At 63.4% G+C, this 17,839-nt stretch carries 22 protein-coding genes; 12 read left to right on the top strand and 10 right to left on the bottom strand.

What is annotated here, in order from left to right; translation table 11 throughout:
- Positions 1–59 precede the first annotated feature (59 nt).
- Positions 60–557, top strand: coding sequence for a 5-(carboxyamino)imidazole ribonucleotide mutase (purE, locus tag C7I85_RS16885; RefSeq protein ID WP_106725177.1), 498 nt, complete (start codon positions 60–62; stop codon positions 555–557).
- Positions 554–1,630, top strand: a complete 1,077-nt coding sequence (locus C7I85_RS16880; protein WP_106725176.1) for a 5-(carboxyamino)imidazole ribonucleotide synthase — start codon at positions 554–556, stop codon at positions 1,628–1,630. Before purE ends, C7I85_RS16880 begins: the two co-directional genes overlap by 4 nt.
- Before the next feature lie 4 nt (positions 1,631–1,634).
- Here C7I85_RS16880 and C7I85_RS16875 read toward each other — a convergent pair whose 3' ends face one another.
- Positions 1,635–2,039: a lysozyme inhibitor LprI family protein gene (locus C7I85_RS16875; protein ID WP_106725175.1), complete on the bottom strand. Its 405-nt coding sequence runs from the start codon at positions 2,037–2,039 to the stop codon at positions 1,635–1,637.
- 207 nt (positions 2,040–2,246) lie between these two features.
- On the opposite strand from C7I85_RS16875, the gene ykgO reads away from it, so the two are divergent.
- Positions 2,247–2,372, top strand: a complete 126-nt coding sequence (gene ykgO / locus C7I85_RS16870; RefSeq protein WP_106725174.1) for a type B 50S ribosomal protein L36 — start codon at positions 2,247–2,249, stop codon at positions 2,370–2,372.
- Between the two features lie 110 nt (positions 2,373–2,482).
- Positions 2,483–3,124, top strand: coding sequence for a tetratricopeptide repeat protein (locus C7I85_RS16865; protein ID WP_106725173.1), 642 nt, complete (start codon positions 2,483–2,485; stop codon positions 3,122–3,124).
- A 135-nt stretch (positions 3,125–3,259) separates the two neighbouring features.
- Here C7I85_RS16865 and pyk read toward each other — a convergent pair whose 3' ends face one another.
- The gene (gene pyk, locus C7I85_RS16860; RefSeq protein WP_106725172.1) at positions 3,260–4,699 is read right to left on the bottom strand and encodes a pyruvate kinase; all 1,440 of its coding nucleotides are present in this window, start codon (positions 4,697–4,699) and stop codon (positions 3,260–3,262) included.
- A complete protein-coding gene (locus tag C7I85_RS16855) occupies positions 4,696–5,160 on the bottom strand; it encodes a DUF1036 domain-containing protein (RefSeq protein ID WP_245444983.1) in 465 nt (154 codons plus the stop codon). The genes pyk and C7I85_RS16855 overlap by 4 nt, the downstream gene beginning before the upstream one ends.
- A 265-nt stretch (positions 5,161–5,425) precedes the next feature.
- Between C7I85_RS16855 and C7I85_RS16850 the strand changes: the two genes are divergently transcribed.
- The 3 genes from C7I85_RS16850 to C7I85_RS16840 all read left to right on the top strand — a co-directional run bounded on the left by C7I85_RS16850 (position 5,426) and on the right by C7I85_RS16840 (position 6,988).
- Positions 5,426–6,223: an N-formylglutamate amidohydrolase gene (locus tag C7I85_RS16850; protein WP_106725171.1), complete on the top strand. Its 798-nt coding sequence runs from the start codon at positions 5,426–5,428 to the stop codon at positions 6,221–6,223.
- Between the two features lie 11 nt (positions 6,224–6,234).
- Complete coding sequence (locus tag C7I85_RS16845) at positions 6,235–6,543, top strand: DUF1244 domain-containing protein (RefSeq protein WP_106725350.1); 309 nt, start codon at positions 6,235–6,237, stop codon at positions 6,541–6,543.
- Positions 6,544–6,727: 184 nt separating this feature from the next.
- Complete coding sequence (locus C7I85_RS16840; protein ID WP_106725170.1) at positions 6,728–6,988, top strand: DUF2312 domain-containing protein; 261 nt, start codon at positions 6,728–6,730, stop codon at positions 6,986–6,988.
- A 138-nt stretch (positions 6,989–7,126) separates the two neighbouring features.
- Here C7I85_RS16840 and C7I85_RS16835 read toward each other — a convergent pair whose 3' ends face one another.
- The 4 genes from C7I85_RS16835 to C7I85_RS16820 form a co-directional block, all read right to left on the bottom strand.
- On the bottom strand, positions 7,127–7,492 hold the full coding sequence (locus C7I85_RS16835; RefSeq protein WP_106725169.1) for a DUF488 domain-containing protein: 366 nt from the start codon (positions 7,490–7,492) through the stop codon (positions 7,127–7,129).
- Positions 7,489–7,896 (bottom strand): peptide-methionine (R)-S-oxide reductase MsrB, encoded by a 408-nt coding sequence (gene msrB, locus C7I85_RS16830; RefSeq protein WP_106725168.1) that lies wholly within the window; start codon positions 7,894–7,896, stop codon positions 7,489–7,491. Before msrB ends, C7I85_RS16835 begins: the two co-directional genes overlap by 4 nt.
- A gap of 185 nt (positions 7,897–8,081) precedes the next feature.
- On the bottom strand, positions 8,082–8,423 hold the full coding sequence (locus C7I85_RS16825; protein ID WP_106725167.1) for a hypothetical protein: 342 nt from the start codon (positions 8,421–8,423) through the stop codon (positions 8,082–8,084).
- Position 8,424: 1 nt separating this feature from the next.
- Positions 8,425–9,615 carry a vWA domain-containing protein gene (locus tag C7I85_RS16820; protein ID WP_106725166.1) on the bottom strand — a complete coding sequence of 397 codons (1,191 nt, stop codon included), beginning with the start codon at positions 9,613–9,615 and terminating at the stop codon, positions 8,425–8,427.
- Between the two features lie 170 nt (positions 9,616–9,785).
- Between C7I85_RS16820 and C7I85_RS16815 the strand changes: the two genes are divergently transcribed.
- Positions 9,786–10,835, top strand: a complete 1,050-nt coding sequence (locus C7I85_RS16815; RefSeq protein WP_106725165.1) for a glycoside hydrolase family 25 protein — start codon at positions 9,786–9,788, stop codon at positions 10,833–10,835.
- Positions 10,836–10,886: 51 nt separating this feature from the next.
- Here the strand turns inward: C7I85_RS16815 and C7I85_RS16810 are convergent, their stop codons facing one another.
- The 3 genes from C7I85_RS16810 to C7I85_RS16800 form a co-directional block, all read right to left on the bottom strand.
- Positions 10,887–11,333: a GNAT family N-acetyltransferase gene (locus C7I85_RS16810; RefSeq protein WP_106725164.1), complete on the bottom strand. Its 447-nt coding sequence runs from the start codon at positions 11,331–11,333 to the stop codon at positions 10,887–10,889.
- An 8-nt stretch (positions 11,334–11,341) separates the two neighbouring features.
- Positions 11,342–11,782 (bottom strand): GNAT family N-acetyltransferase, encoded by a 441-nt coding sequence (locus C7I85_RS16805; RefSeq protein ID WP_106725163.1) that lies wholly within the window; start codon positions 11,780–11,782, stop codon positions 11,342–11,344.
- Positions 11,783–11,931: 149 nt separating this feature from the next.
- Entirely contained in the window at positions 11,932–12,771 is an 840-nt protein-coding gene (locus tag C7I85_RS16800; RefSeq protein ID WP_106725162.1) for an AAA family ATPase, read from the bottom strand.
- A 155-nt stretch (positions 12,772–12,926) separates the two neighbouring features.
- Here C7I85_RS16800 and C7I85_RS16795 point away from each other — a divergent pair, with 155 nt between their 5' ends.
- The 4 genes from C7I85_RS16795 (at position 12,927) to C7I85_RS16780 (ending at position 17,689) form a co-directional block, all read left to right on the top strand.
- Positions 12,927–13,709 (top strand): 3-hydroxybutyrate dehydrogenase, encoded by a 783-nt coding sequence (locus tag C7I85_RS16795; protein WP_106725161.1) that lies wholly within the window; start codon positions 12,927–12,929, stop codon positions 13,707–13,709.
- A 50-nt stretch (positions 13,710–13,759) separates the two neighbouring features.
- Positions 13,760–14,878, top strand: a complete 1,119-nt coding sequence (locus C7I85_RS16790; RefSeq protein WP_106725160.1) for a patatin-like phospholipase family protein — start codon at positions 13,760–13,762, stop codon at positions 14,876–14,878.
- Between the two features lie 83 nt (positions 14,879–14,961).
- The gene (locus C7I85_RS16785) at positions 14,962–15,420 is read left to right on the top strand and encodes a (2Fe-2S)-binding protein (protein WP_106725159.1); all 459 of its coding nucleotides are present in this window, start codon (positions 14,962–14,964) and stop codon (positions 15,418–15,420) included.
- Between the two features lies 1 nt (position 15,421).
- Positions 15,422–17,689, top strand: a complete 2,268-nt coding sequence (locus tag C7I85_RS16780; RefSeq protein WP_106725158.1) for a xanthine dehydrogenase family protein molybdopterin-binding subunit — start codon at positions 15,422–15,424, stop codon at positions 17,687–17,689.
- Positions 17,690–17,839 lie beyond the last annotated feature (150 nt).

Here is a 17,839-nt window from a genome sequence, read left to right as displayed (position 1 = left end):
CGGTAATGCCGCGACACGCTGATCGCCAGCAGGCCAATTCGACAACCGGAGGCCGGACATTGGGAACAGAGCGCGCCGACGTCGCCATCATCATGGGCAGCCAGTCCGACTGGGCAACCATGCACCACGCCGCCGACACGCTTGAGGCGCTCGGCATTTCCTACGAAAGCCGCATCGTCTCCGCCCACCGCACGCCGGAGCGGCTCTACGACTTCGCCCGCAACGCCAAGGCCGAAGGCTTCAAGATCATCATCGCCGGCGCCGGCGGCGCCGCCCACCTGCCGGGCATGACGGCGGCGCTGACGGCGCTGCCGGTGTTCGGCGTGCCGGTGGAATCGAAGGCGCTTTCGGGACAGGATTCGCTGCTGTCGATCGTGCAGATGCCGGCCGGCATCCCGGTCGGCACGCTCGCCATCGGCAAGTCGGGCGCGGTCAACGCTGCGCTGCTCGCCGCCGCCGTGCTTGCACTGGGTGACGAGGATCTGGCCGAGCGGCTGGACGCCTGGCGCGCCGAACAGACCGCCAAGGTCGCCGAACACCCCAAGGACGAACAATGACCGCACCGCTGCCCGCCGGCTCCACCATCGGCATCATCGGCGGCGGCCAGCTCGGCCGCATGCTGGCCATGGCCGCGGCGCGCCTCGGCTACCGGACGGTGGTGCTGGAGCCGCAGGCAGGCTGTCCCGCTGCGCAGGTGGCCAACGACCAGATCATTGCCGCCTATGACGACCCGGTCGCCTTGCGCGAGCTTGCCGGCAAATGCGACGTGGTGACCTACGAATTCGAGAACGTGCCTGTACAGGCCGCCGAAACGCTGGCCGCGACCATTGCCGTGCTGCCGCCTGCCCGCGCGCTCGACGTGTCGCAGGACCGGCTGACCGAAAAGACCTTTTTGAACGGCATCGGCATCCCGACGGCGGATTTCCGCGCCGTCGACGACGATCACGGCCTGCATGCCGCCCTGCACGACTTCCACGGCGCGGGCGTGCTGAAGACGCGCCGCCTGGGCTATGACGGCAAGGGGCAGCGCGTTTTCCGCAACGTGCCCCTACACGAGACCGGCGGCACGTTTACGGCCATGGGCAACGTGCCCCTGATCCTCGAAGCCTTCGTGACCTTCGACCGGGAAATCTCCATCATCGCCACGCGCGACCGCAACGGCGCGCTGTCGGCCTATGATCCGGCCGAAAACGTCCATCGCCACGGCATCCTGCACAGTTCCACCGTGCCGGCCAACATCACGCCGGAGACCGCCGCCGCAGCGAAAGCGGCTGCCTTCGCCATCCTCGATGCGCTCGACTATGTCGGCGTCATCGGCGTCGAGTTCTTCGTGCTTCCCGATGGCTCGCTGCTGGTCAACGAGATCGCCCCCCGCGTCCACAATTCCGGCCATTGGACGGAAGCCGCCTGCGCCGTCTCGCAGTTCGAGCAGCATGTACGCGCAATCGTCGGCCTGCCGCTTGGCAACGCCAATCGGCATTCCGACTGCATCATGGAAAACCTGATCGGCGATGAAGTGAGCCAGGTTGGGGATCTCGCCGGCGAGCCCGATCTGATCCTGCATCTCTACGGCAAGGCGGAAGCGCGCCCCGGCCGCAAGATGGGCCATTTCACGCGGCTGCGGCGCTGACGGACTACTTGGCCGGCACCGGGCAGGTCAGGTCGCCCTCCTCGCACTTGAGATAGGCCCTGAGCTTGTCCAGGCGCTGTCTGCTGAGATCATCGAGACACTCCAGGGACAGCATGGGATGGATGCTGCCATTGACCGTGTCGCCGGTCGAAAAATCGCATTCGGCCTTGCTATAGGCGTCCCAGGCCTTCTGCGCGGCCGCCAGTCTCTCCCTGCCTTCCGGATCGTCCTTGAGACGGCCCATGATCTCGTCATAGGCCTCTTTGACCGCTGCCTTGGTCTTGATCAGCGCCAGGTCGGCACATTCGTTCAGCTGGGACTGGTTCGAAGAATCGTCGCATTCCTGTGCGAGCACCGGCCTCGCCGCCAAGAGCGCAGCCAGGCAAAGCAGGCCGACGGCGAAGCGCATGGACGACCTCCCTTCATTGCCGTGGGAAAGCGCAAGATTAACGTGCAGAAAAGCTTAGCCGCAACGCTTCCAATTGCATGCCGAGCGCTGCCGGAGGTTGACAGGACGGAGACTCCTCGTCTATGAGCCACCCACAAGTTTGGACGCGCTCTCGGGCGCGTCTTTCAGTTCGGCCTGGCGACGGGCCCAGTTCGACGGATCAGACCAATGAAGATCAAGAATTCGCTCAAGGCCCTCAAGGGTCGTCATCGCGACACCCAGCTGGTTCGCCGCAAGGGTCGCGTTTACCTCATCAACAAGACCGCTCCGCGCTACAAGGCCCGCCAGGGCTGAGTATTCGGGCCGGACGATTTCGCTTTATCCGGCCGGAGTCGGCATTGCGCCGAATCCTTTCACGCGAAATTCAATTTGACGTTCCCATACCGAAGAATAGTTTCTTCGGTATGCGGAGCGTTTTTGCTGTTTTTCTTGGACTGATGGTGGCCACTGGCACGATGCCCGCCTCCGCGCAGTCCGAACTACCCGAACAGGGCGATCCGCTCGCACCTCCGCCGTCGAGCGATTCTCCGGCTCCCAGGCCGAAGGAGCAGGCAGTCCCCCGCGCTCCGGTCACGCTCGATTCGCTGTTTGCCGACCTCAAGCGCGAGCGCAACGAGAAGGCGGCCGCGCGCATTGCCGCCCGCATCCAGAGCCGCTGGGACCATTCGGGCAGCGCCTCCGTCGACCTGATGATGGGATGGGCGCAAAAGGCGATGGAGCAACAGAAGTTCGACGTCGCCCTGGACTTCCTCGACCAGATCGTCACCCTTGCGCCGAATTATGCCGAAGGCTGGAACCGCCGCGCCACCGTGCATTTCCTGATGCAGAGCTACGGCAAGTCGATGACTGACATCGAGCACACGCTGCGCCTAGAGCCGCGCCATTTCGGCGCGATGGCCGGCCTGGCGGTGATCATGGAGATGCGCGGGCGCAAGCAGCTGGCACTGGAAGCCTGGCAGAAGGTGCTCGACGTCTACCCGATGATGCGCAACGCGCAGAACAGGGTTACGACCCTGTCGGAGGAACTGGCCGGCGAGGCCATCTGATCCCCATTGTAAGGCCGTCTTAGGCTGCGAGGGCTAGAGCGTCGGGCATCCTGACGAATGCTATTCCGCCGCTCTATCCGTTTTCTTAGCCGCATTTGTGCGACGCCAGGCGATTCCGTCTGGCTGCAAAATGCTCTATGCGCCCCCGCGTCCCTCCGCGCCGACATAGGCGATGCGCAGCATGTTGGTGGCACCGGGCGTGCCCAGCGGCACGCCGGCCGTGATGATGACGCGGTCGCCAGGACGGCCGAAGCCCTCCTCATAGGCGATGCGGCAGGCGCGATCGACCATGTCGTCCAGATCGGTCGCGTCCTCGGTGACCACGCAATGCGTGCCCCAGACCAGCGACAGCCGGCGGGCGGTCTGCACCACCGGCGAGAGCGCGATGATCGGCACCTGCGGCCGCTCGCGCGCCGCACGCAGGCCCGTCGTGCCCGAGGAGGTGTAGGAGATGATCGCCGACAGCTTCAGCGTTTCGGCGATCTGCCGCGACGCCAGCGAAATGGCGTCGGCGCCGGTCGCCTCCGGCTCGGAGCGCTGGGCGTTGATGATGCCGGCATAGTTCGGATCCTGCTCGATCTGGATGGCGATGCGGTTCATCGTCGCCACCGCCTCGACCGGATATTCGCCAGCCGCCGATTCGGCCGAGAGCATGACCGCGTCGGCTCCCTCGAACACGGCGGTCGCCACGTCCGAAACCTCGGCACGCGTCGGCACCGGAGCGGAGATCATCGATTCCAGCATCTGCGTGGCGATCACAACCGGCTTGCCGGCGCGGCGCGCCGCACGCGTGATCTGCTTCTGGATGCCGGGCACTGCTTCGAGCGGCATTTCAACGCCGAGGTCGCCACGCGCCACCATCAGCGCGTCGGAAAGTTCGATGATCTCAGGCAGGCGGGCCACGGCCTGCGGCTTTTCGATCTTCGACAGGATCAGCGCACGCCCGCGCGCGATCTTGCGCGCCTCGGCCAGATCCTCGGGGCGCTGGATGAAGGACAGCGCGATCCAGTCGACGCCAGCGGCAAGTGCGGCGTCGAGGTCGGCACGGTCCTTTTCCGTCAGCGCGCCCACCGGAAGGTCGGTGTCGGGCAGGCTGACGCCCTTGCGATCGGAAATCTTGTTGCCGGCGACCACGGTGCAGACGATCGACTTGCCGTCGCACTTCACCGCCTTCAGCTCCAGCTTGCCGTCGTCGATCAGCAGGCGATGGCCGGGCTGCACCGAGGCAAGGATTTCGGGATGCGGCAGGTAGACGCGTTCGCTGTTGCCCAGCTGCTCGGCGTTGTCGTCCAGCGTGAAGGCCTGGCCGATCTCCAGCGCTTCCTTGCCATTGGCGAACTTGCCGACCCGCAGCTTCGGCCCCTGAAGGTCGGCCAGGATGCCGATCGGCCTGCCGAGCCTGGCCTCGACTGCACGGATGCGACCGACCAGCTCGCGCATCAGCGGATGGTCCGTATGGCTCATATTGATGCGAAAGGCGTCGGCCCCCGCCTCGAAAAGCTTCTTGATCATGTCCTCGGACGAGGAAGCCGGACCGAGCGTTGCGAGGATCTTTACCTTTCGGCTGCGTCTCATTGAGAATTCGTTCCCGTGACGGCAGCAGTGCCGTCTGTTGCGGGCTCATCAGTCAGCTGGACCATCCAGCTGGCCTGCTCGCCCGTATCATATTCCTTGAAGCCTGCGCGTTGGAATCCACGGGCGACACAATCGGTCACGCCGGCGATCTTGAACTCCTTATCGGCAACGCACATGTTGATCGGACCGTCCCAGCGCCCACCGCGCTCGGAGTCTTCTGCATAAAGATAGTAAAACCGCGATGACAAAGGCCCTTCGATCAGGGTTTTGCAGGTCGAGGCTTCGATATGCCACCAGCCTTCGGTGACCCAGCCTGTCTTGGCGCGGTAGCCGATGCCGACGCCGACCAGATTTTGCGTGGCGTTGCAGACCCTGAAGTCGGCGCGCGCATCGCTGGAAGTGGCGACGAAGAATACAGGAACGACGAGAAGGAAAAGCACTGTGGCCCACGCAGAACGCATAGAAAGCGCTCCCGCAAACCTCATTCTCGAACCCCTCTTGCTTCGCATCGGCATTATCAGGTGCTCCTTTTCGGCAAAGTCCGGGCGCATGTCAACGCGCTCCAATGCCCAATCCAATCGATTTAGATGCGGCTGCGCGGCGGCTTCCCCCGCCTTGGCACCATTTCCGCCAGAACATTGACCAAACGACGGCATTGCACACGCCCTAACTTCATGAAATGACGAACCTATCCTCAACACCGGCAGACGGGAAGTTTGCAAGTCCATGACGCGATCCGCAGTTTTTGCCCCCGTCGAAATCATCGAGGGAGACCGCAAGCGAGGTATCGTGCTCGTCAGCGACCATGCCAAGCGCAACCTGCCCGACGAATATGACGACCTTGGCCTGCCGGCCAGCGAATTCCAGCGCCACATCGCCTATGACATCGGCGTCGAGCATGTGACGCGAAAGCTCGCGGCCTTGCTCGATGCACCGGCTGTACTTGCCAATTTCTCACGCCTTCTCATCGACCCCAATCGCGGCGAGGACGACCCCACCCTCATCCGCCAACTCTATGACGGGACGGTGGTTCCTGGAAACTACCCGATGGCCGAAGAGGAGCGGGAAAAGCGGCTGGAGAAATATTACCGCCCCTATCATGACGCCGTAGCGGCCATGGTGGCCTCGGTGGCGCGCGAAAGCGGCAGGGCGCCGTTCATCCTCTCGCTCCACTCGTTTACGCCGGTCTGGAACAGTCACCCGCGCCCCTGGCATGTCGGCATGCTGTGGGACAAGGACGACCGCGCCGTCCGCCCGCTGATGGAAGGCCTCGCGCAGGACAAGACGCTGATCATCGGCGACAACGAGCCCTATGACGGTGCGCTGCGCGGCGACACCATGTTCCGGCACGCCGTCGTCAACGGCTATGCCCATGCGCTGGTCGAGATCCGCCAGGACCTGATCGCCGAGGAGGCCACGGCCGAGGAGTGGGCGAACTACCTCGCCCCCATCGTTGACGCGGTCAATTCGCGCCCCGATATACATGAAGTCAGACAATTCGGCTCGCGCACGGGCCCGCTGTGATGGAGGCCGAGATGGCGGAATTGAGCAAGGAACAGCAACGCGATTTCGAGGCCGCCGCCTTCCGCCGGCTGGTCAAGCACTTGCGCGAACGCACCGATGTGCAGAACATCGACCTGATGAACCTTGCCGGCTTCTGCCGCAACTGCCTGTCCAACTGGTATCGCGAGGCCGCCGAGGAAACCGGCGTTGCCCTGACCAAGGACGAGTCGCGCGAGATCGTCTACGGCATGCCCTATGCCGAATGGCAGGCGAAGCACCAGACCGAAGCTTCGGATGCCAAAAAGGCCCAGTTCGAGGCGAGCCGCCCGAAGGACCATTGAAGCGGCCTTCGCAACCGATTTCATCCAGTTGAGCTCCGGCCACATTCGCCGTTGAGTGTGAAAACCCGGTTTTTCCTGCCGACTCTGTTGCCAATCCGCCCTTGACCCCTCGGGTCGGCTAAGGCATCGAACGGCAACCCAATCCGCCGCGCCGAGTCGCGGCTTTTTCATCCGGAGCAAGAGAATGGCCGACGAGATTACTGAAACCAGCCAGACCGTTGCCGCGGGCCAGTTGCGCGCCTTCATCGAACGCGTCGAACGCCTCGAGGAAGAGAAGAAGACGATCTCTGACGACATCAAGGACGTCTATGCAGAGATGAAGGGCACCGGCTTCGACACCAAGGCCGTTCGCACCATCATTCGCCTGCGCAAGAAGGATCAGGCCGAGCGCCAGGAAGAGGAAGCGATCCTCGACCTGTACCTGGCGGCCCTCGGCATGGCTTGAGGCCAACGGCCCAACAAAGGTTGAGAAGAGCCTGGGGCGAGATGACTTTTCCTACGTCATCTCGCCCCAGGCTTTTGCTTTTTTGAAGCATGATCTTGTCCGAGAAGTCTGCAACTTTGCGGGATCATGCTTTAGCACTCAGCCAAGCAGCACCTCGCGCAGCACGACCGCGTCGTTGTGGGCTTCGTCGTGAGCGGAATAGACCAGCGTCAGCACGCCGGCCCGCGCGATCTCGCGCAGCCGATCGAGTTCCGGGCCATGCCGGGCCAGCTCGGCACGGTAGCGCCGGCGGAATTCGTCCCACTTCTCAGGATCGTGGCCGAACCATTGGCGCAGCTCGGTGCTGGGCGCGATGTCCTTCATCCATTCGTCGATTGCGGCGTCCGCCTTGCGCACGCCGCGTGGCCATAGCCGGTCGACGAGGATACGTGTGCCATCCTCGGCAGACGGGGGCTCATAGGCTCGCTTGAGCCGCACCCTGCCTGCCGGGATGTTCGCGCTCATCCTTCGGCGGGATGGAAATTCAGCGCCACGCCGTTGATGCAGTAGCGCAAGCCCGTCGGCGGCGGGCCATCCTCGAAGACATGGCCGAGATGGCTGCCGCAGCGCGAGCAGTGCACCTCGGTGCGCAGCATGCCGTAGCTGCGGTCGGTGGTGGTTTCCACCGAGCCCTCGACCGGGTCGTTGAAGCTCGGCCAGCCGGTGCCGCTCTCGAATTTCAGCTTGGATTCGAACAGGGGCTGGTCGCAGCCGGCGCAGGTGAAGGTGCCGGCCCGCTTTTCATAAAGCAGCGCGCAGCTGCCGGGCCGCTCGGTGCCGTGCCCGCGCATGACGGCATATTGCTCCGGCGTCAGAAGCGCCCGCCATTCCGCGTCAGTGCGGGTCACCGGATAGCGATGTTCGTCCATGATGCTCTCCCTGGAGCATGATCCCGAACCGAAGGACCGCGTCAGCGAAAAGTTGCAGGCTTTTCGGATGAGATCATGCTTTGAAAACAAAATATTAGAGCGAGATGACAATTCAAGGAAGGGTCATTTCGCTCGAACGGCTCGTTGGCCTTATGTAGGCCCGACGACGGCCGCCGAACAGATGCCTAGTCGGCCTTCGGCTTGTAATAATGCGGCAGGTCCGGATTGTCGAAGCGGTCGGAATCCAGTCCCTTCTCGATGTCCGCCGGCAGCAGGTCACGCAGCTTCCGATAGTAGCATTCCCGGATGAGATGCAGGGCGCCGCTGTCGCGCGCGCCCATGAAGGCCTTGACGTCGGCCAGCGTCTGCCAGTTGAGCGGCTGGTGGAAGAAGCGGTTCAGTTCGCCCATGGTCTCGAAGACGAACATCAGGTCGCGCAACGGCACCGAGACCATCAGGTCCTCCGGGATCGTCTCCAGCCCGTATTCGACCTGCTCTTCGACCGTCGTGTAGTGGGCTTTGTCCATCTCAGTGCTTCCTCGATAGCTCCTTCGTGGCGCTTTCCAGGCCCGAAAGCGTCAGCGGATACATGCGCCCGGCAAAGATCTCGCGGATCATGCCGATGGAATGGGTGTAGCTCCAATGCTTCTCGCGCGCCGGGTTGATCCAGACGGCGTTCGGCCACTGCTCGAGCACGCGCTGCAGCCACACCGAGCCGGGCTCCGGGTTCCAATGTTCGACCGAACCTCCCGCGTAGGAGATTTCGTAAGGGCTCATCGAGGCGTCGCCGACGAAGATAACCTTGTAGTTGCGGCCATATTTGTGCAGCACGTCGAGCGTCGGGATGGTCTCGGAACGGCGGCGGCGATTGTCCTTCCACACGCCCTCGTAGAGGCAGTTGTGGAAGTAGAAATATTCGAGCTGACGGAATTCGGCTCGCGCGGCCGAAAACAGCTCCTGGACCACCTCGATATGGTCGTCCATCGAGCCGCCCACATCGAAAAACATCAAGAGCTTCACGGCATTGCGCCGCTCGGGCCGCGTGCGCACGTCGAGATAGCCGTGCTCGGCCGTGGCGTGGATGGTGCCGGGCAGGTCGAATTCTTCTTGCGAGCCTTCGCGCACCCAACGGCGCAGGCGCTTCAGCGCCACCTTGATGTTGCGTGTGCCCAACTCGACGGAATCGTCGAAATTCTTGAACTCGCGCTTGTCCCAAACCTTTACCGCGCGGCGGTGGCGGCTTTCGTGCTGGCCGATCCGCACGCCTTCGGGATTGTAGCCATAGGCGCCGAAGGGCGAGGTGCCGGCCGTGCCGATCCATTTCGAGCCGCCCTGATGGCGCCCCTTCTGCTCCTCGAGCCGCTGTTTCAGCGTTTCCATGAGCTTTTCGAAGCCGCCCAGCGCTTCGATCAGCTTCTTTTCCTCGTCGGTCAGATGCTTTTCGGCGAGCCGTCGCAGCCACTCTTCCGGAATGTTGGCGACATCGATGGCCCCCTCGCCCGAAACCGCCTCCACGCCCTTGAAAACGTGTGAAAACACCTGGTCGAAACGGTCGATGTGGCGCTCATCCTTCACCAGCGTGGCGCGGGCGAGATAGTAAAAGCCCTCCACGTCATAGGTGACGAGGCCGGCCTCCAGCCCTTCGAGAAGAGCGAGATATTCGCGCAGCGAAACCGGGACCTTGGCGGCTTTGAGTTCGAGAAAGAAGGGTATGAACATGGGGGCAATTTGGTTCGCATCCGGCCCGCAGGCAAGACCACCCGCCGCGCTTTCGATCGGCTAACAAGGTAAACAAGCGGATTCAGCCTTTCTTGGTAATTTCCCGTTAGCAATTGCCCAGACGTGTTGCGATGGCTCTGGGCCGTCGCCGTTTTTGCGTGCGGGTGTCTATGCGTTTCTCAGGCGTGTCAGCAATTGTCTTCGCTTGCATGGCCATGGCCGGCTGTTCGTCGAGCTCGGGCCTGGGCGACCTTTTGGCGCAAGCGCGGCCGCCTTCGAAGGAGACGACGAGTTCCGTCGCCAGGCCGAACAGCCCCGTCCCCGAGGCGACCATTCCCTCAGTCGCCGCAAATGACGAACCGCCGCAGCGAACCGAGCCGCAGGAAGTGCTGGCCTGGGCCGGTCCCGTGCCGCAGGCTCCTGTGCCGCAGATGACTACCGTCGGCATGCCGATCCCGGCCGAAAAACCCCTGGCCATGCTCGCGCCCTCGAGGCCGATGGCGCGCGCCACTCCGGGACAGCGGTCGCGAATCTATAGCCGCCAGTTCCGCGATGCCAAGCCGATCAATTTCGGCAGGGGCTCCCCCAAGGCATTGGCCGTGCACGGCGTCGACGTATCGCGCTGGCAGGGCGATATAGACTGGGCGAAGCTGCGCACGCAGGGCGCAAACTTCGCCTACATCAAGGCCACCGATGGCGGCGACCATCTCGACCCGATGTTCAGGGCAAACTGGCGCGGGGCCCAGGAAGCCGGGCTGAAGCGCGGCGCCTACCACTTCTTCTACTGGTGCCGCACCGCCGGCGAACAGGCCGACTGGTTCATCCGCAACGTGCCGCGCGAACCGAACGCGCTGCCGCCGGTCATCGACGTCGAATACAATGGCGAATCGAGCTGCAAGCGTCGCCTGTCGCCGGAGAAGATCCGCGAGAAGATGCAGGTGTTCATGGACAAGCTGGAACGCCATTACGGCCAGCGCCCGATCATCTACACCGCCCCGGATTTTTATCGCGACAATTTGCAGGGTGCGTTCCTGAACTATCCGTTCTGGCTGCGGGCCGTGGCCGAGCATCCGTCCAAGGTCTATCCGGGGCGCAGATGGGTTTTCTGGCAGTATTCGGGGTCGGGCTTGTCGCACGGCGTCGAAGGCAAGATAGACCTCAACGTCTTCCACGGCACCGAGGATCAGTGGCACGACTGGGCCGACGCGCGCTCGAGCTGAAGAAACTGAGCCTTGCGGGGCGCGCGGCATCGCCCGCCCCGCACGCAGAGATTACATGAGATCGTACTCGATGAAGCCGGTGCGCCGCGCGACGTGATCGTAGAGCTTGCGCGCGGTGGCGTTGGTTTCGTGCGTCATCCAATAGACATTGGTCACGCCGATCTTGCCTGCCTCCTGCTTCACCGCCTCGATCAAGGCAGCGCCCACGCCCTTGCCGCGCGTTTCGGGCGCGGTGAACAGGTCCTGCAGATAGCAGTTGTTGACGGTCGACCAGCAGGAGCGGTGATAGAGATAGTGCACCAGCCCCACCGGCTTGCCGTCCATCAGCGCCAGAGAGCCCTTGGGCTCGAACTCGCCTTCGGTGAACAGGCGCTTCCAGGTGGCCTGGTAGACCTCCTCCGGCACGGTGGTCTTGTAGAATTCGAGATAGGCGGTCCAGAGCCGGCGCCAGTCGTCGTGGTCAGTCTGCTGGAGCGGGCGGATGGTGATGTCGGCCATTAGGGTTCCTAGCGCTGATATTTGATGAAGGGTGTTGCGCGGGCGAGCTTGTCGTAGAGCTTGCGCGCGGTTTCGTTGAAGTCCTGGGTGAGCCAGTAGGTCTGCGCGGCTTCGTGCTTGTCGGCTTCCGAATACACCGCTTCGATGAGCGCCCGGCCGACGCCCTTGCCGCGGATTTCCGGATCGGCAAACAGATCCTGCATGTAGCAGCGCGGATTCCATTCGGACGTGGAGGAGACGAAGAAGTAATGGGCTAGCCCGACGACCTTGCCTTCGATCGCGGCTGCGAAACCGAAGGGCTCGCCGCTGCCATCCAAGAGCCGCGACCATAGCCGGTCGGTCACGCGCTGCTCGACGCTGCGCTTGTAGAACGTGTTGTAGCCTTGCCAGAGCGTTTCCCAATGCGCCCTGTCTCCCGGTTCAAATCGGCGGATTGTAACTTCGGTCATCGCTGTTCCATCGCTTGTTCTTAGCGGGACAGACTTGCCGAAACCTCGCATAGTGCCAACGGGCCAGAACGCAGAAATCGCTGGCCGTTCTGTAGCCCTCCCCTCCCGTGGGGAGAGGAGGGTTTGCGAGGCAAATCGCGTCGGGGAGCTTACCCCTGCCGTCTCGCCATGAAGGCCAGCCGCTCGAACAGATGCACGTCCTGCTCGTTCTTGAGCAGCGCGCCGTGCAGTTTTGGCAAAGCGTTCTTCGGATCGGCGCGCAGGTCGGCCGGGTCGACATCGTCGGCCACCAGAAGCCTGATCCAGTCGAGCGCCTCGGACGTGGACGGCTTCTTCTTCAGCCCCGGCACCTCGCGCACCTCGTAAAACTGCGTCAGCGCCTCGCGCACCAGGCTCTGCTTGATGCCGGGGAAATGCACCTCGACGATCTTGGCCAGCGTCTCGGCATCGGGGAAGCGGATGTAATGGAAGAAGCAGCGGCGCAGAAAGGCGTCGGGCAGTTCCTTCTCGTTGTTGGAGGTGATGATGACGATGGGCCGTTGCCGCGCGCGGATCGTCTCGCCCGTCTCGTAGACGAAGAACTCCATCTTATCGAGTTCCTGCAGCAGATCGTTGGGGAACTCGATGTCGGCCTTGTCGATTTCATCGATCAGCAGCACCACCTTGCGGTCGGCGGCAAACGATTCCCACAGCTTGCCGCGGCGGATGTAGTTGGTGATGTCGTTGAAACGGTCGTCGCCGAGCTGGCTGTCGCGCAGGCGCGAGACGGCGTCATATTCATAGAGGCCCTGCTGGGCCTTAGTGGTGGATTTGACATGCCATTCGATGAGGTCGAGACCCAGTGCTGCTGCCACCTGCTTTGCAAGTTCGGTCTTGCCGGTGCCCGGCTCGCCCTTGACCAGCAGCGGCCGCTCCAGCGCGATCGCCGCATTGACGGCCACCATCAGATCCTTCTCGGCGACATAGGCCGACGTGCCTTCGAAACGCATTCCAAACTCCGCTTTATGCCGGCCGGGACAGTAGGTGTCCTGCACCATCACAGCAAGGCGTCGTGGCCGTTTTGCGTCGGCCTGTCGCGCTCCGTCGCAATTTTGCTGCACTGCAATATATAGATTGAACGCCAGCCCGGACAAAGGATGCCGCCATGACCGCCAAGAAGACCGCCATCGTCACCGGCTCGACCTCGGGCATCGGCTTGGCTATTGCCAACGCATTGGCGGCCGAGGGCTGCAACATCGTGGTCAATTCCTTCTCCAACAGGACGGAAGACCATGAAATCGCCGAGAAAATCGCCTCCGACCACAAGGTCAAGGCGATCTACATCGAGGCCGACATGTCGGATCCGGGAGCGTGCCGGGCGCTAGTGGCCAAGGCGGCGGAGAATTTCGGCTCGGTCGACATCCTCGTCAACAATGCCGGCATCCAGCATGTTGCGGCGATCGAGGATTTCCCGATCGAGAAATGGGATTCGATCATCGCCATCAACCTCTCCTCGTCCTTCCACACCATCGCGGCGGCAATCCCGTTCATGAAGGAGCAAGGCTGGGGACGCATCGTCAACATCGCCTCCGTGCATGGCCTCGTCGCCTCGCCGTTCAAATCGGCCTATGTCTCGGCCAAGCACGGCATCGTCGGGCTCACCAAGACGGTGGCGCTCGAGGTGGCGACCTTCGGCATCACCTGCAACGCGATCTGCCCCGGCTATGTGTTGACGCCGCTGGTCGAGGCCCAGATCCCCGACCAGATGAAGGTGCACAAGATGGACCGCGAGACGGTCGTCCGAGAGGTGATGCTCGAAAAGCAGCCGACTAAGGAGTTCGTCACCGTCGGGCAGATCGGCGCGGCGACCGTCTTCCTCTGCTCGGATGCAGCCGCGCAGATCAACGGCACGCAGCTTTCCATCGACGGCGGCTGGGCGGCGGGCTGATCAACGGCCGCACGGCCAAAATCACAGGAAACATCGACAGGAATGACGCCATGACTGGAAACGGCAAGGCGGAGGAGAAAAAACCGATCAACGTCGCGCTTCAGGGAGGCGGCTCGCACGGCGCCTTTTCATGGGGCGTGCTCGACCGCCTGCTGGAGGACGGGCGGCTCGAAATTGCGGCGGTGTCGGGCACCAGTGCCGGCGGCATGAACGCAGCCGCCCTCGCCGACGGCTGGGTGCGTGGCGGCGCCGAGGGCGCGCGCCAGAAGCTGCACGACCTGTGGCGTGCGGTGGCGTTGAAGGGCCGCTTCAGCCCGGTGCAGCGCATGCCCTGGGACGTGCTGTGGGGCAATTGGTCGGTCGAGCACACGCCAGGCTACATCTGGCACGACACCCTGTCGCGAACGCTGTCGCCCTATGCGGCCAACCCGCTGAACATCAATCCGCTGCGCGACGTGGTGGCGAGCGAGATCGACTTCGACAACGTCCGCTCCTGCAAGGCGATCAAGCTTTTCGTCTCGGCCACCAATGTCGAGACCGGGCAGCTGCGCGTTTTCCAGCCGAACGAGATCACGCTCGACGTCATCATGGCCTCTGCCTGCCTGCCGCAGATATTTCAGGCCGTGGAGATCGACGGCACGCCCTATTGGGACGGCGGCTATGGTGGCAACCCGGCCATCTTCCCCTTCTTCAGCGAAGCCAAGACCGACGATGTGCTTTTGGTGCAGATCAATCCGGTCACCCGGGAGGGGACACCCAGGACCGCCAACGAGATCCAGAACCGCATTGACGAGATCACCTTCAACGCCTCGCTGCTGCGCGAATTCCGGGCCATCGCCTTCATCAAGGAACTGATCGCGGCCGGCCGACTGCCGCATGGCGAATACCGCGACATCCGCATGCACCGCATCGACGCCGACGACGCCTTCAAGGACCTGTCGGCCTCCTCCAAGGTCAATGCCGAATGGGCGTTCCTGGAATATCTGCGCGACCTTGGCCGCAACGCCGCAGGCGACTGGCTCGACGAGAATTTCGACGCGGTCGGCAACCGGCCCACGCTCGACCTGACCGACGAGTTCCGCGGCCGCTTCGGCCCGTTGCAGCACGCGATCCCCGGCAAGCGGGTGCGCGAATTTTTGGCGACGCGCAAGAAACCCGAGGCAGCCTGACACCATTGCTTCGGCACGTTGCTGGACTTTCGAAACCCATGATGTGCTAGTCTTCCGGATCGGATGCTCGGGAAGGACATGCCATGCGCCTCATGGTCGACGGACAAGGGATCGAGATCGACGCCGATCCCGACATGCCGCTTTTGTGGGCGCTGCGCGACCTTGCAGGCAAGAAGGGCCTGAAATTCGGCTGCGGCATCGCCGCCTGCGGCGCCTGCACGGTGCATGTGAACGGCGAGGCGGTGCCCTCCTGCACGCTGCCGGTCGGACAGGTGGAGGGGGCCGTCACCACCATCGAGGGGCTTTCGACCGACGGCAAGCTGCATCCTGTCCAGCAGGCCTGGCTGGAGGAGCAGGTGCCGCAATGCGGCTACTGCCAGTGCGGCCAGATCATGAGCGCGGCAGCCCTTCTGGAGCACACGCCATCACCGACTGACGCCGAGATCGACGAGGCCATGAGCGGCAATCTGTGTCGCTGCGGCACCTATCCGCGCATCCGCGCGGCGATCAAGCGCGCGGCATCGCTGAAGGCGGGAGCCTGACATGGCCGGAAAGATCGCCCGCCGCACCTTCCTGATCGGAGCCGCCGCAGTCGCCGGTGGCGTCGCCTTCGGCTACTACAGCTATCGCAAACCCTTCCCCAACCCGCTCGAAGGCGAGCTTTCCGACGGCGAGGCGACCTTCAATCCCTATGTGAAGATCGCGCCCGACAACACCATCACGGTCATCGCTCCGCGTGCTGAGATGGGTCAGGGTGTGGCGACCACGCTCGCCGCGCTGGTGGCGGAAGAACTCGACCTCGACCTTTCAGCGCTCAAGGTCGAGCACGGCCCGGTGGCGTCGGCTTACGCCAATATCGCCATCCTTCGCGATGGCCTGCCCTTCCCGGTCTTCGATGAATCCACGCTCGCCAATCTGGCGCGCGACGGCATGGCGGTCGTCGGGAAATTCCTCGCCGTGCAGGCGACCGGCGGATCGACGACCACGGTCGACGCCTTCGACAAGATGCGCCATGCCGGCGCCGCCGCCCGCGAGATGCTGAAGGCCGCCGCGGCCAAGGAATTCGGCGTTGCGGCTGCGACCTTGACCACGCGGGACGGCAAGGTCACCGATCCTGCCTCGGGCAGGAGCCTGACCTATGGCGAGCTCGCTGCCGCCGCAGCAAAGCTTGCTCCGCCCACCGAGATCGCGCTCCGCGAACGGTCCGAGTGGCGCGTGCTCGGCAAGCCGCAGATGCGCACCGACATGCACGCCAAAGTCACCGGCCAGCCGATCTTCGGCATCGATGTCGACTTGCCCGACATGGTCTTCGGCACCGTGCGCATGAACCCGCATCTCGGCGGCGCTGTGGTCTCGCTCGACGCCTCGGAAGCCGAGAAGATGCCCGGCGTCATCAAGATCGTGCCAATAAGCACACATCTCGGCAACGGTTATGGCGTGCTCGCCAAATCCACCTGGCATGCATTCCAGGCGGCCGATGCGGTGAAGGTCGAATGGGGCACGGCCCCGTACCCAGCCGACAGCGCCGGCATGTGGCAGGTGCTGGCGGATGCCGCGGCCCAAAACGGCTCGGTGATGCGCAACGAAGGCGATGTCGAGGTCCAATTCGCCGACGCGCCGCGCGAGCGGCTGATCGAGGCTGAATACCGCGTGCCTTTCCTGGCCCATGCCGCGATGGAGCCGATGAATGCCACCGCTTGGCTCAAGGACGGCGTGCTCGACATCTGGGCGCCCAACCAAGCGCCGTCGCTCCTTCGAACGCTCTGTGCTCGCGAGGCCGGTGTAGGCGAAGCCCAGTGCAACGTCCACGTCACCTATCTCGGCGGCGGCTTCGGGCGGCGGCTGGAGGCGGATTACGCGCTCTATGCCACCAAGCTCGCGCAAGCGGCAGATGGGCGGCCGGTGAAGGTGACCTGGACGCGCGAGGAAGACATCACGCACGATACCTATAGGCCCGCCGCCCTCGGCCGCTTCCGCGCCCGGCTCGACGAGACCGGCATGCCGCTGGCGGTCGACCTCAAGGTGATCGCGCCGTCGATCATGGCAAGCGTGCTGCCGCGCTTCTATCCGATGCTCTCGGCGCTTGGCCCCGACAAGACGCTGACCGACGGCCTGTTCAACCAGCCATACACGATCGCGAACTACCGCGTCGCTGGCGTGAAAGCCGAGTTGGCCGTGCCCGTCGGCTTCTGGCGCTCGGTCGGCAATTCGGTCAACGGCTTCCTCCACGAGGCCTTCATGGACGAAATCGCGACTGCCGGCGGCATCGATCCGGTCGAGCTGCGCAAGCGGCTGATGGCGAACTACCCCACGGCCGTTAAGGTGGTCGAGAAGGTCGCCGCCATGTCGAACTGGGGCGAGAAGCTACCGGCTGGAAAGGCCAAGGGCTTTGCCTTCACGCTGAGCTTCGGCAGCTGGGTCGCGGAGGTTGTGCAGGTCGCCGAGACACCAAAAGGCATACGCATCGAAAAGGTCTGGATCGCCGCCGATGTCGGCACCGCGCTCGACCCCGGCATCATCGAGGCGCAGCTGACCTCCGGCGCCATCTTTGGGCTTTCCGCCGCCATGGGCCAGGAGATCACCTTCGCCGACGGTATGGTCGAACAGACGAACTTTCATGATTTCGACGCAATGCGCATGTCTCAATGCCCCGCATTCGAGGTCGCGGTTCTGGAGAACGCGCCGAAGATGGGAGGGGTAGGGGAAATCGGCACGCCGCCATCGCTTCCTGCGCTTGCCAATGCAGTCTTCGCGCTCACCGGCAAACGTATTCGAGCATTGCCCTTGAATAAGGAAGTGACGTTCGCCTGACCTCATCATCGAATTCCTGGAGGGGTCACATGATGCAAGGTTTACGTAACATTCGCATGCGAAGAGCTCGGCCGAGCTCTTCAGCCGGAAAATATTCGGCCGACATGTCGGCAATGCCGAAGGATAAGCGTCTTTAAACGACTCTTGTGT

The organism is Pseudaminobacter soli (ex Li et al. 2025), from assembly GCF_003012705.1.
GTDB lineage: Bacteria > Pseudomonadota > Alphaproteobacteria > Rhizobiales > Rhizobiaceae > Pseudaminobacter > Pseudaminobacter soli.
Note: the sequence above shows the minus strand (reverse complement) of the source record. Positions and strands in the feature narration are given on the sequence as shown.